Consider the following 14,237-nt stretch of genomic DNA (forward strand, 5'->3'; position numbering starts at 1 on the left):
TGAATCAAATTGGCCTTTTGAGCTGATTCAGAAAACGCAGACAGCTGCGATTTTGATAGCTACTCGATTGACTCGAACAGCGGCCAGGTTGCCTGGCTCAAAGCACTGTCGGGGTTCATCCAGTCGTTGATCACATCGAAGTGGTTGCGGCCCGGCACGTCCAGCGTGCTCACGCTGCAACCGTGCGCCTGGCACGCCGCAGCGTAATCGCTGGACTGGCGTTTGAACTCGGCGGTGTCAATGTCGGCCACGGCAATACACAGGCGTGTGCCCGCAGGCGGCAGGCGGTGCTGCGGGCTCAGCAGCGCGGCCTCTTCGGGGCTGAGATTCAGCCAGGTGTTGGGCGTGGTGTGTTGTACCGGCGCCAGGTCAAACAGGCCGCTGACCAGCACCCCGCCCTGCGCCACTTGGGCGGGCAGGCCCAGGGCTTGTTGCCAGCCTGGCGCCAGCAACATGCCGCCCAGGTGACCGCCAGCCGAGCTACCGGCCACCACGATGCGGCCCACGTCTATGCCATGGGCGCCGGCATTCTTGTAGAGCCAGGCCAGGCCGCTGCGGCATTGGTCGACCATGGTGGACAAACGCACTTCGGGGGCCAAGCCGTAGTTGATGGAGGCCACGGCGATGCCGCGCTTGGTAAAACACTCGGCCATGAACACCGAGTCTTCATTGCCCATGGAGCGCCAGTAGCCACCGTGCACAAACACAAACAATGGCGCATCGCTGCGGCCGGGCACGGGGAACAAATCTATGCGTTCGGCGGCACTTGGCCCATAGGCGATGTCGCGTACACACGGCAGTGCGTACATGGGCGCGGACAAGCTGCGGTAGTCGCGGATGAAGACCTCGGCATCGGGCACCGTGCCACGTGCGCTGTATTGGCGCGCCAGCTCGGCGGCGTCCATGTCTTGCCAGGGCAAATGGGGTTGAACGTTGGCTTCAGACACCGAGTGTCTCCTTCATCATCTCTTTGGCGTCAAGCAAGCTGGGCGAACTGCCGCTCCACACGGTGCGGCCTTTTTCCAGCACGTAATGGGTGTCGGCCAGACGCAGCAGCGGGCCTATGTTCTTGTCGATGATCAACACCGACAACTGTGTGCTCTTGAGCGTTTGCAGGCAGTCCCAGATTTCGCCGCGCACCAGGGGCGCCAGGCCTTCGGTGGCTTCATCGAGGATGAGCAAACGCGGATTGGTCATCAAGGCGCGGCCTATGGCCAGCATTTGCTGCTCGCCACCCGACAGATTGCAGCCCAGGTTGCCCGCGCGCTCCTGCAGACGCGGGAACAGCTTGTAGACACGCTCCAGCGTCCATGGTTCGCGTGCGCCCAGGCGGTTGTGCGCGGTGGCGACCAGGTTCTCGTACACCGTGAGGTTGGGGAACACCTGGCGCTGCTCGGGCACCAGGCCTATGCCCAGGCGTGCAATCTGGTACGACGGCCAGCGCGACACGTCTTGCCCCGCAAAGTGCACACGTCCGCCACGCGGGCGCATGATGCCGGTGGCGGCGCGCACGGTGGTGGTCTTGCCCATGCCGTTGCGGCCGAGCAGCGTGACAAACTCACCTTCGGCCACCGACACGGCGGCGCCAAACAGCGCCTGGGCGTCGCCGTAGCAGACTTCTAGATCCTGGATTTGCAGCAGTGCGGGTTTCATATCGGGAGCGCCTCGTCACCAAGATAGGCCGTGCGCACGTCTTCGTTGGCGCGAATTTCTTCTGGGGTGCCGCTGGCAATGATGCGGCCGTAGACCAGCACCGAAATGCGGTCGGCCAACGCAAACACGGCGTCCATGTCGTGCTCGACCAGCAGCATGGCGTATTGGCCTTTCAGGCTTTGCAGCAGCTCGACCACCTTGCCGGATTCCTGGTGGCTCATGCCGGCCATGGGTTCATCGAGCAGCAGGAGTTTGGGTTGCGCCACCAGCACCATGGCCAGCTCCAGTTGGCGGCGCTCGCCATGCGCCAGGTCGGCCACCGGCACATACGCGCGATGGGCCAAACCGGCCTGGGCCACGGCGCGCTCTGCCGGTGCGACCAGCTCAGCCTGGCGCAACACCGGTTTCCAGAAACCAAAGCTGTGGCCGCAATGCGCCTGCATGGCCAGCACCACGTTTTCCAGCACGCTGAACTCGGGAAATACCGAGGTGATCTGGTAGGAGCGTGCCAAGCCGCGCAAGGCACGCCGTGCGGGCGGCAGCGCGGTCACGTCTTCGCCATTGAAGAACACCGTGCCGCTGTCGGGCCGTACCTCACCGCCCAGTTGGCCTATGAGTGTGGTCTTGCCCGCGCCGTTGGGGCCGATGATGGCGTGCAATTCGCCCGGGGCCAGGCTCAGTTGCACATGGTCGGTGGCCAGCAGGCCGCCGTAGCGTTTCACCAACTGGTTGATTTGCAGCATGGGGGTGGTGCTCATACGCTGCGCTCCTGCAGGGAAACAACGGTTTTGGCAACAGGCTCTGCGGCAGATACACCGGCAGCTTCGTGCGAGCGCTCTTCAGCCTGCCCGCGTCGCTTCTCCCAGTCGAGCACCGAGCCATACAAGCCGCGCTTCAAGCCCAGCACCACCAACACAATCAGCGGGCCCATGATCATCATCCAATGTTCGGTCAAACCCTTGAGCAACTCTTCACTCACCAGGAAGGCCAGCGCGCCGACCAGCGGGCCCAGCACCGTGCCCATGCCGCCCAGCACCACCATCACGATCAGTTCGCCCGACACCGTCCACGCCATGTAGGCGGGCGAGGCAAAACCCGTGAGGTTGGCGTACAGCAGCCCGGCCACACCGGCCAACATGCTGGCCAGGACATAGGCCGTGAGTTTGTAGCGCAGCGTCAGAAAGCCCAGCGCGTGCATGCGCCGCTCATTGACGCGGCAGCCGCGCAACACCATGCCAAAACGGGCGTCTATGAGGCGGCGCATGGCCACCAGCGACAACAACACCAGCACCAGCGCCGTGCCATACAGCGCCAGTGGTGAACCCAGGCTGAAGCCGCTGAAATTGCTGCGTCCGGTGATGGACAAACCATCGTCGCCGCCGTATTGCTTCAAGCTCACAAACAGGTAATAAAACATCTGCGCAAACGCCAGCGTGATCATGATGAAGGCGATGCCGCTGGTGCGCAGGCAGACCACACCGGTCAGCAGGCCGATCAGCGCGCTCAACAGCAAGGTGATGGCGAGTTGTGTCCAGCCATCGGTGACGCCGTGCTGCGCCAGAATACCCACCACATAGGCGCCCAGGCCCATGTAGAGCGCATGGCCAAAACTCACCATGCCGCCAAAACCCAGCACCAGGTTGAGGCTGATGGCGGCCAGCCCGAAGATCAGCACACGGCTCATGAAGGTGAGCACAAACGGCTCTTGTGCCACGTGTGCATATACCGGCACGGCCAGGAAGAGAAGGACAACGAGCGCGGTGATGCTCGTGGAAACTTTGCTGCGCGTCATTTGTTCTTCACCGGGAAAAGGCCATTGGGTTTGGTGGCCAGCACCACCGCCATGAAGATGCAGATCAGCATAGACGCCAGCGCCGGGCCAGCGGCCTGGGCCGTGGCACGGTCGAGAAATTCACGCAGAATCATGGGCAGGAAAGCACGACCTGCAGTGTCGATGACACCAACGATAAGCGCCGAATAAAACGCGCCACGCACCGAGCCAATGCCACCGATGACGATGACAATCATCGCCATGATCAGAATCGGCTCGCCCATGCCGGGCTGCACAGAGAGTATGGGGCCGCTCATCAAACCGGCCACACCGGCGAGCGCCGCACCCAGCGCAAAAATGCAGGCGTTCAGCAGCTTGATGTTCACACCCAGCGCGGCCACGATGGTGGGGTTGGTGGAGCCCGCACGGATCAACATGCCGACGCGTGTCTTGTTGATGAGCAGGTAGCAGCCCAAGGCCACCAGCAGGCCAACCACGATGATCGCAAAGCGGTAGGCAGGGTAGGAAATGCCCAGCAGGTTGATGGCCCCGGACAAAGCCTGCGGCACGTTCATGTAATACGGCGAGGCGCCCCAGATGGTGCGCGCCAGCTCGTTGAAAAACAGAATCAGCCCAAAGGTGGCGAGCACCTGGTCAAGGTGGTCGCGGGCGTAGAGGCGCGAGGCGACGATGCGTTCCATCGCAAAACCCAGCGCGGCGCTGCCGGCGACACCCACCAGGGCGGCAATCAGAAAAGAATCGGTGCGCACATAGGCCGCCGCCGCAAAGTAGGCGCCCATCATGTACAGGCTGCCGTGCGCCAGGTTGACGAAGTTCATGATGCCGAACACCAGGGTCAAGCCGGCGGACAACATGAACAACAACACGCCCAGCTGCAAGCCGTTGAGCATTTGGACAACAAAAAGGGAAAGGCTCATGGGCTTTGGAAAAGAGACGGAGTCAGACGCGAGGCACAGCGGGTGTGCCTGGGTCTTTCTCAGAAGCTGCGCGGACCATCAACATGCGGCAAGCCCTGAGAAAGATGAATCAAGCGAACAACAAAAAGCTGTTGTTTACTTCAGTGGGCACTCTTTGTAATACGCGTCGGCGTGGTCCTTCAGCACCACACCCTTGTTCACCAGAGCCGCCTGGCCCGATGCGTCCTTGGCCACGTCCACACGGTAGTAGTCGCGGATAGGGAACTGGTTGGTGTTGAAGCGGAACGGGCCGGCCACGGACTTGAAGTCGGCGGCTTTCAGCGCGCTGCGGAAAGCTTCCTTGTTGTCGGTCTTGCCACCGGTCTTGGTCAGCGCCGAGTTCAACAGCAAGGCGGCATCGTAGCTTTGTGCGGCATACAAAGAAGGCACGCGGTTGTACTTCTTCTTGAAGTCTTCAACGAACTTCTTGTTCTGCGGATTGTCGATGTCAGCGCTGTAAGGCGAGCCGGTGACCACGCCCAGGGCGATGTCCTTCAGCGCCGGCAGCGTGGTGCCGTCGACGGTGGAGGTGGACAACACTGGCAGCTTGCCCAGCAGGCCGGCCTGCTGGTATTGCTTGACGAAGTTCACACCCATGCCGCCGGGGTAGAACACGTAGATCGCGTCGGGTTTGGCGGCCTGCAACTGGGCGATTTCGGCCGAGTAGTCGGGCTGGTTCACCTGGGTGTAGACCTCGTCCACCACCTGGCCTTTGTACAGGCGCTTGAAGCCGGAGATGGCGTCTTTGCCGGCCTGGTAGTTGGGCGCCAGCAGGTAGACCTTTTTGTAGCCCGCGTCGTTGGCGTATTGGCCCATCGATTCGTGCAGCGAGTCGTTGTTCCACGAGGTGGAGAAGTACATGGGGCTGCAGCCCTTGCCGGTGAGCGGCGTGGGGCCGGCGTTGGAGCCTATGAGCATCACGCCCGCATCGGTGATGGGCTTGTGGATGGCCATCATCACGTTGGAGAAGGTCACGCCGGTGATCAGGTTGACCTTGTCTTTCTCGATCAGCTTCTGCGCTGCCTGCACACCCACGTCGGGCTTGAGCTGGTCGTCTTCCTTGATCACTTGCACGGTGGCGCCACCGAACTTGCCGCCCATGTGCTCGATACCCAGCATAAACGCGTCGTACTGGTCTTGACCGAGTGCACCGGCCGGGCCGGAAAGCGTGCCGATAAAACCGATTTTCACGGCCTGCTGCGCCTGCACCGCCAGGCTGCACGCTGCCAGACCCAAAACCACCACCATGCTGTTCAACTTAAGTTTCATACGGCTTTCCTAGGTTAATCAATGCAAATCAAGGGCAACGCTGCACAAATGTTTATTTCTAATTAGTTTAGACATAAACCAATTGGTGTCAATACGGTGAACTCTCCCTCACCCCTGCGCCAGCGCCCGTTTTCCGTGCCAGGCCCGCCAGTCACGGCCGGGGTGCACCTCCCCACAATGGGGACAGGTACGCAAATTTGGTGCCGACTCGTAAAAGTCGGAGAACACTTTAGGCAGGTCCGAGACTATGCTTTGCAGCTGCACTTCACTCCGGTGGATCAGGGTTGTGCAGGCCGCGCAGTACCACTCAAAAGCATCCAGCACGCCGGCCGGCCGGCTACGCTCGATCACGGTGCATAAGCTGTCCGGATCGGGGCGCTGCGGCGAATGCCGCACATGCGCCGGCAGCAAAAAAATATCGCCTTCATGCAAATCAATGCGCTCAAACTTGCCGCGGTCGAGTATCAGCAGATGTGCGCTGCCTTGGAACTGGTGGAAATACTCCTCGTACGGGTCGTCGTGAAAGTCCGAACGGTGATTCGGCCCGCCCACCACGGTGACGATGAAGTCGGTATCGCGCCAGACCTGCTGGTTGCCCACCGGGGGTTTCAGCAGGTGGCGGTTTTCTTCAATCCATTTGGGAAAATTGATGGGCTTCAACATGGGCACAGATTCCTCAGGGGTTTAACGCTTTGACGGCTACTTCTTCCACGACCAGATCGACTTCTTGGCTTCGCCCTCCGGGGATTCGCCAGCGGGCACGGCATCTTCTGCCGGGCCGTTGAGCTGGGCGGCAAAACGCTGAAAGAAGTCGTCACTCATCTTGCGCACCGCAGCGTCGATCAGGCGCGAACCCATTTGCGCCAGCTTGCCGCCCACTTGGGATTCGGCTTGCCAGTCGAGTTGCGTGCTCGCACCACCGTCTTGCGGCAGCAGCTGCACCTTGGCCTCACCCTTGCCAAAACCAGCCACACCGCCCTGGCCGGAGAACTGCAAGGTGCAGCTGCTGGGCGCCACCACATCGAGCAGGTTCAGCGTGCTGGTGAAACGTGCCGACACCGGGCCTATGGCGACTTTCACCGTGCAGTTGTAGTTCAGGCCGTCCTCACCTTCGGCGCGCTCAAACTTTTCGCAGCCGGCAATACATTGGCGCAGGACCACGGGATCGAGTAACGCGGCCCAGACCTTTTCGGCCGGGTGCGCGAGTTGTTGTGTGCCTTGGTAGTTCATAACGTGGGTGTCCTTGTCTCTCTATTTCTAAGCCTGGCGATTACGCCGTTTGCAGAAGATGCTGCACTGCAGAACGGGTCAACACCAGCGCCAGGTGGGCGCGGTATTCGGCCGACGCGTGCACATCACCGGTGGCCTGCGTTTCATCGAAATGCAAGCCGTCCAGGGCCTCAGGCGACCACTGCCGGGACAAGACTTCTTCGGCTTCGCGCCACCGCGTCACACCATTGCCCAAGCCCGTCACAGCCACCCTTACCCCCTGCGTGCACTGTGCCACAGCCACGCCGGTCAAGGCAAAACGCGAGGCCGCTTGCTCAAATTTGCGGTAGTGGGCGCTGGGTGTGCGCGGGAAGCGCACACCAACAACCACCTCATCGGATTCCAGGGCGGTGGTGAACAGGCCCTGGAAGAAATCGTCGGCGGCGATTTCGCGTCTGTCGGTGCACACCGTGCCGTTTAAAGCCAGCACCCCGGCGGGCCAGCAGGCGGCGGGGTCGGCATTGGCGATGGAGCCGCCCAAGGTGCCACGGTTGCGCACCTGCTGGTCGCCAATGCCACCAGCCAGCGCGGCCAGCATGGGCACAGATTGCCGCACCAGCGTGGAGGCAGCGACCTGTGCGTGGCTGCACATGGCGCCTATCCACAAGGCGTCGCCATCCAGGTGCAGGCTGCGCAAGGCGGGCAGGCCTTGCAAGTCAATCAGCTTGGTCGGCGCCGCAAACCGCAGCTTCATCGCAGCCAGCAGGCTTTGGCCACCGGCCAGCAGCTTGGCCTCGGGGTCGTCCTGCAGCAATTGCAGCACCTCGGCCAGCGCGCTCGGGCGCAGGTATTCAAAGGTGTTCATGCCACGGCCACCTTGAGGCTGCGCATCTGCTGCAAGCCTTCACACACGGCGTTGACGATGCCGTGGTAGCCGGTGCAGCGGCACAGATTGCCGGACAAGGCACAACGCACGGCGGCGGGCTCGGCGGGCACACCTTCACCGTCCATGGCCACGGCGCGCATCACCATGCCCGGCGTGCAATAACCGCACTGCAGGCCGTGATGTTTGCCAAAAGCTTGCTGCATGGGATGCAAGCCGCCATCCGCAGGGGCCAGCCCCTCGATGGTGGTAACCGCAGCTCCGTTCACCTGCGCCACCAGCAGGTTGCACGACTTGGCCGCCGCGCCGTCCACCAGCACGGTACACGCGCCACACTGCGCGGTGTCGCAGCCCTGGTGTGTGCCGGTGAGCGCCAGGTCCTCGCGCAGGAAATCGACCAGCAAAGTCTCTGGCGACACGGTGCGCGCCACAGCCGTGCCGTTGATCTGCAGGTTCACGGAAAGTTCGGACATGTGTTCAGGCCAGCTTCAAACCACTGCGCGCAAACGCTTCACGGGTGGCGGCTTTCTCGGCTTCGGTCAGGTTCAGCAGCGGGCGGCGCACCGGGCCACCCACTTGGCCCAGCAGTTCCATCCAATATTTGGTGTAGGCCTGTGGCGTGCCGCTGGGGCGTGCCGCACGAAAGGCGGCGCGCGCTGGCTCCAGGCTGTCGCGCAGGGCGCGTGCCTCGGCATGTTGGCCGGCAAACGCCAGGCGTGTGTATTCGTTGATGCGTTGGTCCACAGCGGTCTGCAGCAAGAATGGTGGCGTGGAGCACAGGTACAGGCGCCAGTTCAGGTCGATGATGTTGTCGAGCCACTCTTCTTCAGAAGCGGTGCTCACCAGGATCTTGTCGCCCGCCAGTTCCGTCAAGCGGGTGTAGCGTGCGCGGTCCACGCTGTATTTGATGGCCACGATGTTGGGCAGCTCGGCAATACGCGCGCACAGCTCGGGGCTCATCACATAACCGCAGTCGGGGTGGTTCCACAGCGCAATGCCGATGTCGAGCTGCTCGCTCAGGTAGCGGTAATACTCGTACACCGTGGATTCGGCATCGTGGTGGAAGTGCAGCACCGGGCTGTGCACCACGATGTAGTCGGCGCCTATGTCTTGCGAGTGGCGTGCCAGCTCGAGCACCACGTCCAGATTGGTGTCTGAGCACGAGGTGACGATGCCGCAGTGGCCCGCGGCCTCTTGCACCGACCACTCAAACACGCGCTTGCGCTCGGGCACGGACATGGAGAAAAACTCGCCTTGTTTGCCACACACAAATAAGCCGCCCAGCTTCAGCGTTTGCGCCCAGTGGCGCATGTTTTGCCGGTAACCAGCCTCGTTCAGCGACAGGTCTTCATTAAACGCCGTGGCGGTGGCCGCCCACACGCCTCGGAAGTGTTCACGGGCATAGGCTTTGGCGTCGGTCTTGCTGTATTTCATGGTTTGGTGGTCTCGGTCTCGGAGGGTTTTTTCATGGCGCGCCAGAGTTGTTCGGCGGTTAAAGGGAAATGCAATTCGGCTTCGCCAAAAGGGCTCAAGGCATCGGCAGCGGCGTTGAGCAGTGCGGCGGGCACACCAATACAACCGGCCTCGCCCACACCTTTGGCGCCCAGCAGGTTCACGCTGCTGGGGATGTGCATGCTCTCCAGCTCCACATTGGGCATGTTGTCGGCGCGCGGCACGGCGTAGTCCATCAACGAGCCAGACAACAGCTGGCCGCTCTCGTCGTACACGATGCGCTCCAGCATGGCTTGGCCAAGGCCTTGCGCCAGGCCACCCAGCAATTGCCCCTCGGCCAGTTGCGGCGAGACGATGCGACCGGCGTCGTCGACCCACACCAGGCGCTCGATCTTCGGTTCACCGGTGTCACGGTCTATGGCCATGCGTGCGATCACGCAGCCGTAGCTCCAGGCTTCGCCGGGCGCGTGGTAGACCACGGTTTCGGCAATGGGCAAGTCCGCACCGGCTTCGCGCATGGCCTGCGCCTGGCGTGCGGCTTGCGCCACCGCGCTGCCGCCAATCGCCATGCTGCGGCTGGCCAGCGAGCCAATGCCAGGCGGGCAGGTGGCGGTGTCGCCGTGCTGCACCGTCACTTGTTCCGGCGCGCAGCCCAGCACTTGGGCGGCGATCGCGGCATAACTGGTTTCATGGCCCTGGCCTTGTGCCACCGAGCCGCTGGCCACCAGCACGCGGCCATCGGCCTGCAGCGTGACACGTGCGCTTTCCCAGCCCTGGCCGCAAGGCTCGATGTAGACCGCCAGGCCAATGCCCACCAGCTCACCCGCGGCGCGGCGTGTGGCTTGTTGCTGCCGCTCCTGTGCATAACCGAACTTGGCGCAGGCGCGCGCCAGGGCGGCACGGTAGTCGCCCGAGTCCAGGCTTTCACCGGTAGGTGTGGTGTATGGCAGGTCGCTGGCATGCAGCAGATTGCGCTCGCGCAGATCCACCGGGTCTATGCCGCTGGCGCGTGCGGCGCGCTCCACCAGGTGTTCCATCAGCAAAGCGGCTTCGGGCCGCCCGGCACCACGGTAGATGTTGACCGCGGCCGCATCCGCCACGCTGGCGCTGGATCGAATGTCTACGCTGGCCACGCGGTAAGGGCCCGGCAAAATGCGTGCGGCGTTGCGCATGGGCGCCACCGCGCTGAACGGCAGCCAACTGCCCAGCGGAAACTGGAACGAAGCCGTGAGTTCCGTGAAGCGGCCCTGCGCATCGAGCGACAAGCGGCCCTGCATGTGCGCGCCGCGCCCTTGGGCGGCAGACAGGAACTCTTCAGAACGCGAGGCCGTCCACTTGATCGCAGCGTTGAGCTGCCGTGCCGCAAACGCCAGCACCAGGTCCTCTGGGCAGACCGAGGCCTTGGAGCCAAACGAGCCGCCCACATCGGGCGCAATCACACGCACCTGTTCCACCGGCAAAGCCAAGGTCCGCGCCACATCGGCCCGCGCCCGCGCCGGGGCTTGGCTGGGTAGCCAGATGGTGAGGCTACGGTTGAAGTCGTCCCATTGCGCCAGTGCCGCACGCGGCTCCAGCGGCATGGCCGTCACACGAGGCTGGCGGTGCAGCATGCTGACCTGGTAGGCGGCCTCGACGCCGGCAGTTGCGCCGGATTGAAAGTGCAATTCGGCTACAGGCTTGCCGTCCCCAGCATGGTCGGTACGCGCGACTTCTGGTTCGACGTCCAGAAAAACCAACTCGGCAGCGGCCTGGGCCTGGGCCTGGGTTTGCGCCACCACCATGGCCACGGGCTGGCCTACCGAGCTCACACGCCACTCCGGCAACAGCGGCACATCCACCGTTTGCACATCGGGCACCAGCGGGTTGATGGCCGGCATGGTGCAGCCCTGCAGGTCTTCGGCGCTGAACACCGCCACCACTCCGGGAAGGCTGCGTGCCGCCTCGGCATCAAGCCGGTTGATGCGGCCAGCCGGGTACATGCTGCGCACAAACACGGCGTGCAGCATCTGAGGCAACTTGATGTCGTGAATGTATTGGCCACGCCCGGTCAGCAGCCGAAAGTCTTCCACACGCGCCAATCCATCCGGGCGCTCCGCATGGGTGAACAAGCTGTGGTTGGCAAACGAAGACATCGCAACAAACATTCAAACAAGGTGGGCGGTACGAAATTGCGCGCAAACCGTCGCAATCCATCAAGGCGCCATTACACGCGGCGTCTACGCGCACCACAAGCAAGATTTTTTGAACGATTGTTGAGCGCAGCTTGAGAGTGCGCGTGCTTCAGATTCAGCAACTCGGCCCAGAACACAAACACACAAAGTCACACAAACGTAACTTTACGCACATAGCATTTGTTTAATCAACTGAGAACTCCAGGCGCCGCTCAAAACCCTTGAATTGCGCGCGGACCCGGCAGTTCTCGGGTTGATTCAGTCCACCACGCTTACCCCTTTTTCCACAATCTGATCCATACGATGCAAGCTCCTGATGCCTCCCGCTTGACCGGCCCTGCTGGTCGCTTTCTCACGCTGCCCAGCCTGGTGCGCAGCACCGCTCTCGGTCTGACGCTGGGCCTGCTGCTCACCGCCTGTGGCGGCGGCAGTGGCGGCAGCACGCTGGCCGCCACCAGCCCCAGCACTGGCGTTGAAACACCGGCCGACCTGGGCTCGGACGGCAAGCCGCGCGAAGTGCGCTGCGCCCGCTGACAACCCGGCCGCCAACCTCGTCGCCCATCCAGCAACTTCCACAAAAACACACAACAACATGACCGTCAATCGCCGCAATTTCCTGCGCAATGCCGCAAGCCTCGCCGGCTCCTCCGCCGCGCTCTCGATGTTCCCGCCCGCCATCCAAAAAGCCTTGGCCATCCAGGCCAACGCCGTCACCGGCACCATCAAAGACGTGGAGCACATCGTGGTGCTGACACAAGAGAACCGCTCGTTCGACCACTACTTTGGCACCATGAACGGTGTGCGCGGTTTTGGCGACCGCTTTCCGATTCCGCAGGCCGTGCGCAATGGCGTGAGCGGCAAGACGGTCTGGTACCAGCCCAACGCCTCCAGCTCGGCGACGCCGCAATGGATTGCGCCGTTCCACCTCAACACCACGCAGCACTTCGAGTACATGCGGGTACAGGGCACACCACACAGCTGGTCGAACGCACAACAAGCCTGGGACCACGGCCGCATGGGCGCATGGCCAGCCGCCAAGCAAAACCACTCCATGGGTTACTTCGACAAGAGCGACCTGCCGTTCCAGTTCGCCATGGCCGACGCCTTCACGATCTGCGACGACTACCACTGCGCCATCCAGGCCGGCACCAACCCGAACCGCCTGTTCCTCTGGACCGGCACCAACGACCCGCTGCAAAAGGGCAACGGCCCGGCGATCTACAACGACTACGACTGGTTTGACGCCGACGAAGGCGATGGCGGCTACACCTGGACCACCTACCCCGAGCGCCTGCAGGCTGCGGGCATCACCTGGCAGGTGTATGAAAACATGGCCGACAACTACACCGACAACGCGCTGGCCGGCTTCCACAGCTTCCGCGATGCCTGGTATCAAAAGCCTGGCTACTCCGAGCAACTGCGCCAGCGTGGTGTGAGCACACGCGACCTCGACAAACTCAAGGAGGACGTACTCAACGGCACGCTGCCGCAAATCAGCTGGATCGTCGCCACCGCCGAAGGCTCGGAACACCCCGGCCCGTCCAGCCCGGCCCAGGGCGCCGACTACACCGCCAAGGTGCTGGACGCACTGACCGCCAATCCCGATGTGTGGAGCAAGACCGTGCTGTTCATCAACTTCGATGAAAACGATGGCTTCTTCGACCACGTGCCACCCGCCGCCGCACCGTCGTACACCAGCTGGAGCGCCGACCCGGCCACCGCCGTGCTGGCCGGCGCCTCCACCGTGAGCACCGAAGGTGAGTACCACAACAGCATCCAGGCCTATAACGATGACGCCAGCGAAGTGCAGTGGATGCACCGCCCCTACGGCATGGGTCCGCGCGTGCCCATGTATGTGCTCTCGCCATGGAGCAAGGGCGGCTGGGTGAACTCGCAAGTGTGTGACCACACCTCGGTGATACGCTTCATGGAAGCACGCTTTGGTGTGATGGAGCCCAACATCTCGGCCTGGCGCCGCGCGGTGTCGGGCGACCTGACCAGCGCCTTCAACTTTGCCGACCCGAACAACACCGAGTTCTTCAAGTCGCTGCCCGACACCAATGCACTGGCGGTACGCGCGCGCGCCCTGCCCGGACGCACCACGCCGCTGCCACCCGGCACTCCGGAGCTGCCCAGCCAAACCCAAGGCGCCCGCCCCTCGCGTGCGCTGCCTTATGAGTTGCACGTCACGGCCAGCGTGGCACTCTCAACCCAACAGGTGACGTTGAGCTTTGAGAACACCGGCAAGACCGCCGCCGTGTTCCACGTCTACGACCGGCTGCACCTCGACCGCATCCCGGCGCGCTACACCGTGGAAGCTGACAAACAGCTCAAAGGCACTTGGGCTTTGACCACGGACAATGGCCTCTACGACCTGTGGGTGCTGGGCCCCAACGGTTTCCATCGCCACTTCACCGGCAACGCCAAAACCCTGTCGGTGGGCACACAAGCCAACCCCGAAGTGCAGGTGTGTTACGACGTGGCCAACGGCGACCTCATCGTCAAGCTACACAACACCGGCAGCGCTGACTGCAACGTGAACGTGGTGGCCAATGCCTACATCAGCAGTGCACGCAGCGAAACCGTGAAACCCAACGCCGAGTTGCAAATGATCTGGCCGCTGAAAGACAATGGCTACTGGTATGACTTCACCTTGTCGGTGCCGGCACTCAAAGGCTTCACGCGCCGCTTCGCAGGCCGCCTGGAAACCGGCAAACACTCGGTCAGCGACCCGGCGATGTTTGGCACGGCCATAGGCGATCAACTTCAAATCGCGCTGTAAAGCAGCGCCCTAGAATGGCCGGCGCGGGAGACCCCCTCCCGCGCCGGCCTCTTATCATCTGCCCCGCAAC

General features: G+C 62.7%; 14 protein-coding genes. 2 read left to right on the top strand and 12 right to left on the bottom strand.

Annotated elements, in window-relative coordinates:
- Window positions 1-59 precede the first annotated feature (59 nt).
- The 12 genes from ACFQ95_RS12070 to ACFQ95_RS12125 all read right to left on the bottom strand — a co-directional run bounded on the left by ACFQ95_RS12070 (window position 60) and on the right by ACFQ95_RS12125 (window position 11,346).
- A complete protein-coding gene (locus ACFQ95_RS12070) occupies window positions 60-947 on the bottom strand; it encodes an alpha/beta hydrolase (RefSeq protein WP_422831231.1) in 888 nt (295 codons plus the stop codon).
- Window positions 940-1,653: an ABC transporter ATP-binding protein gene (locus tag ACFQ95_RS12075; RefSeq protein ID WP_422831233.1), complete on the bottom strand. Its 714-nt coding sequence runs from the start codon at window positions 1,651-1,653 to the stop codon at window positions 940-942. Before ACFQ95_RS12075 ends, ACFQ95_RS12070 begins: the two co-directional genes overlap by 8 nt.
- Complete coding sequence (locus ACFQ95_RS12080) at window positions 1,650-2,411, bottom strand: ABC transporter ATP-binding protein (RefSeq protein ID WP_422831234.1); 762 nt, start codon at window positions 2,409-2,411, stop codon at window positions 1,650-1,652. Before ACFQ95_RS12080 ends, ACFQ95_RS12075 begins: the two co-directional genes overlap by 4 nt.
- Window positions 2,408-3,445 carry a branched-chain amino acid ABC transporter permease gene (locus ACFQ95_RS12085; protein ID WP_422831235.1) on the bottom strand — a complete coding sequence of 346 codons (1,038 nt, stop codon included), beginning with the start codon at window positions 3,443-3,445 and terminating at the stop codon, window positions 2,408-2,410. Before ACFQ95_RS12085 ends, ACFQ95_RS12080 begins: the two co-directional genes overlap by 4 nt.
- The gene (locus ACFQ95_RS12090) at window positions 3,442-4,362 is read right to left on the bottom strand and encodes a branched-chain amino acid ABC transporter permease (protein ID WP_422831236.1); all 921 of its coding nucleotides are present in this window, start codon (window positions 4,360-4,362) and stop codon (window positions 3,442-3,444) included. The genes ACFQ95_RS12085 and ACFQ95_RS12090 overlap by 4 nt, the downstream gene beginning before the upstream one ends.
- 135 nt (window positions 4,363-4,497) lie before the next feature.
- A complete protein-coding gene (locus tag ACFQ95_RS12095) occupies window positions 4,498-5,670 on the bottom strand; it encodes an ABC transporter substrate-binding protein (protein ID WP_422831238.1) in 1,173 nt (390 codons plus the stop codon).
- A 108-nt stretch (window positions 5,671-5,778) separates the two neighbouring features.
- Entirely contained in the window at window positions 5,779-6,333 is a 555-nt protein-coding gene (locus ACFQ95_RS12100) for a 3-hydroxyanthranilate 3,4-dioxygenase (RefSeq protein ID WP_422831239.1), read from the bottom strand.
- Window positions 6,334-6,369: 36 nt separating this feature from the next.
- Window positions 6,370-6,900 carry a CoxG family protein gene (locus ACFQ95_RS12105; RefSeq protein ID WP_422831240.1) on the bottom strand — a complete coding sequence of 177 codons (531 nt, stop codon included), beginning with the start codon at window positions 6,898-6,900 and terminating at the stop codon, window positions 6,370-6,372.
- A 40-nt stretch (window positions 6,901-6,940) separates the two neighbouring features.
- On the bottom strand, window positions 6,941-7,744 hold the full coding sequence (locus ACFQ95_RS12110; protein WP_422831242.1) for an FAD binding domain-containing protein: 804 nt from the start codon (window positions 7,742-7,744) through the stop codon (window positions 6,941-6,943).
- Window positions 7,741-8,235 carry a (2Fe-2S)-binding protein gene (locus ACFQ95_RS12115; protein WP_422831243.1) on the bottom strand — a complete coding sequence of 165 codons (495 nt, stop codon included), beginning with the start codon at window positions 8,233-8,235 and terminating at the stop codon, window positions 7,741-7,743. Before ACFQ95_RS12115 ends, ACFQ95_RS12110 begins: the two co-directional genes overlap by 4 nt.
- Before the next feature lie 4 nt (window positions 8,236-8,239).
- The gene (locus tag ACFQ95_RS12120) at window positions 8,240-9,196 is read right to left on the bottom strand and encodes a dihydrodipicolinate synthase family protein (protein ID WP_422831245.1); all 957 of its coding nucleotides are present in this window, start codon (window positions 9,194-9,196) and stop codon (window positions 8,240-8,242) included.
- Entirely contained in the window at window positions 9,193-11,346 is a 2,154-nt protein-coding gene (locus tag ACFQ95_RS12125; RefSeq protein ID WP_422831247.1) for a xanthine dehydrogenase family protein molybdopterin-binding subunit, read from the bottom strand. Before ACFQ95_RS12125 ends, ACFQ95_RS12120 begins: the two co-directional genes overlap by 4 nt.
- A 342-nt stretch (window positions 11,347-11,688) precedes the next feature.
- On the opposite strand from ACFQ95_RS12125, the gene ACFQ95_RS12130 reads away from it, so the two are divergent.
- Both ACFQ95_RS12130 and ACFQ95_RS12135 read left to right on the top strand, forming a co-directional pair.
- A complete protein-coding gene (locus ACFQ95_RS12130) occupies window positions 11,689-11,919 on the top strand; it encodes a hypothetical protein (protein ID WP_422831249.1) in 231 nt (76 codons plus the stop codon).
- Window positions 11,920-11,977: 58 nt separating this feature from the next.
- Window positions 11,978-14,167, top strand: coding sequence for a phosphocholine-specific phospholipase C (locus ACFQ95_RS12135; RefSeq protein WP_422831251.1), 2,190 nt, complete (start codon window positions 11,978-11,980; stop codon window positions 14,165-14,167).
- The last annotated feature ends 70 nt before the right edge of the window (window positions 14,168-14,237 follow it).

Origin of the sequence: Variovorax sp. HJSM1_2, from assembly GCF_049316285.1 — a bacterium.
Lineage (GTDB): Bacteria > Pseudomonadota > Gammaproteobacteria > Burkholderiales > Burkholderiaceae_C > Rhodoferax_B.

What these genes read in the sequence shown, in the direction of transcription:
- ACFQ95_RS12075 (WP_422831233.1), bottom strand. Translation starts at nt 1,653, where the DNA reads ATGAAACCCGCACTGCTGCAAATCCAGGATCTAGAAGTCTGCTACGGC.
- ACFQ95_RS12080 (WP_422831234.1), bottom strand. Translation starts at nt 2,411, where the DNA reads ATGAGCACCACCCCCATGCTGCAAATCAACCAGTTGGTGAAACGCTAC.
- ACFQ95_RS12085 (WP_422831235.1), bottom strand. Translation starts at nt 3,445, where the DNA reads ATGACGCGCAGCAAAGTTTCCACGAGCATCACCGCGCTCGTTGTCCTT.
- ACFQ95_RS12090 (WP_422831236.1), bottom strand. Translation starts at nt 4,362, where the DNA reads ATGAGCCTTTCCCTTTTTGTTGTCCAAATGCTCAACGGCTTGCAGCTG.
- ACFQ95_RS12095 (WP_422831238.1), bottom strand. Translation starts at nt 5,670, where the DNA reads ATGAAACTTAAGTTGAACAGCATGGTGGTGGTTTTGGGTCTGGCAGCG.
- ACFQ95_RS12100 (WP_422831239.1), bottom strand. Translation starts at nt 6,333, where the DNA reads ATGTTGAAGCCCATCAATTTTCCCAAATGGATTGAAGAAAACCGCCAC.
- ACFQ95_RS12105 (WP_422831240.1), bottom strand. Translation starts at nt 6,900, where the DNA reads ATGAACTACCAAGGCACACAACAACTCGCGCACCCGGCCGAAAAGGTC.
- ACFQ95_RS12110 (WP_422831242.1), bottom strand. Translation starts at nt 7,744, where the DNA reads ATGAACACCTTTGAATACCTGCGCCCGAGCGCGCTGGCCGAGGTGCTG.
- ACFQ95_RS12115 (WP_422831243.1), bottom strand. Translation starts at nt 8,235, where the DNA reads ATGTCCGAACTTTCCGTGAACCTGCAGATCAACGGCACGGCTGTGGCG.
- ACFQ95_RS12120 (WP_422831245.1), bottom strand. Translation starts at nt 9,196, where the DNA reads ATGAAATACAGCAAGACCGACGCCAAAGCCTATGCCCGTGAACACTTC.
- ACFQ95_RS12125 (WP_422831247.1), bottom strand. Translation starts at nt 11,346, where the DNA reads ATGTCTTCGTTTGCCAACCACAGCTTGTTCACCCATGCGGAGCGCCCG.
- ACFQ95_RS12130 (WP_422831249.1), top strand. Translation starts at nt 11,689, where the DNA reads ATGCAAGCTCCTGATGCCTCCCGCTTGACCGGCCCTGCTGGTCGCTTT.
- ACFQ95_RS12135 (WP_422831251.1), top strand. Translation starts at nt 11,978, where the DNA reads ATGACCGTCAATCGCCGCAATTTCCTGCGCAATGCCGCAAGCCTCGCC.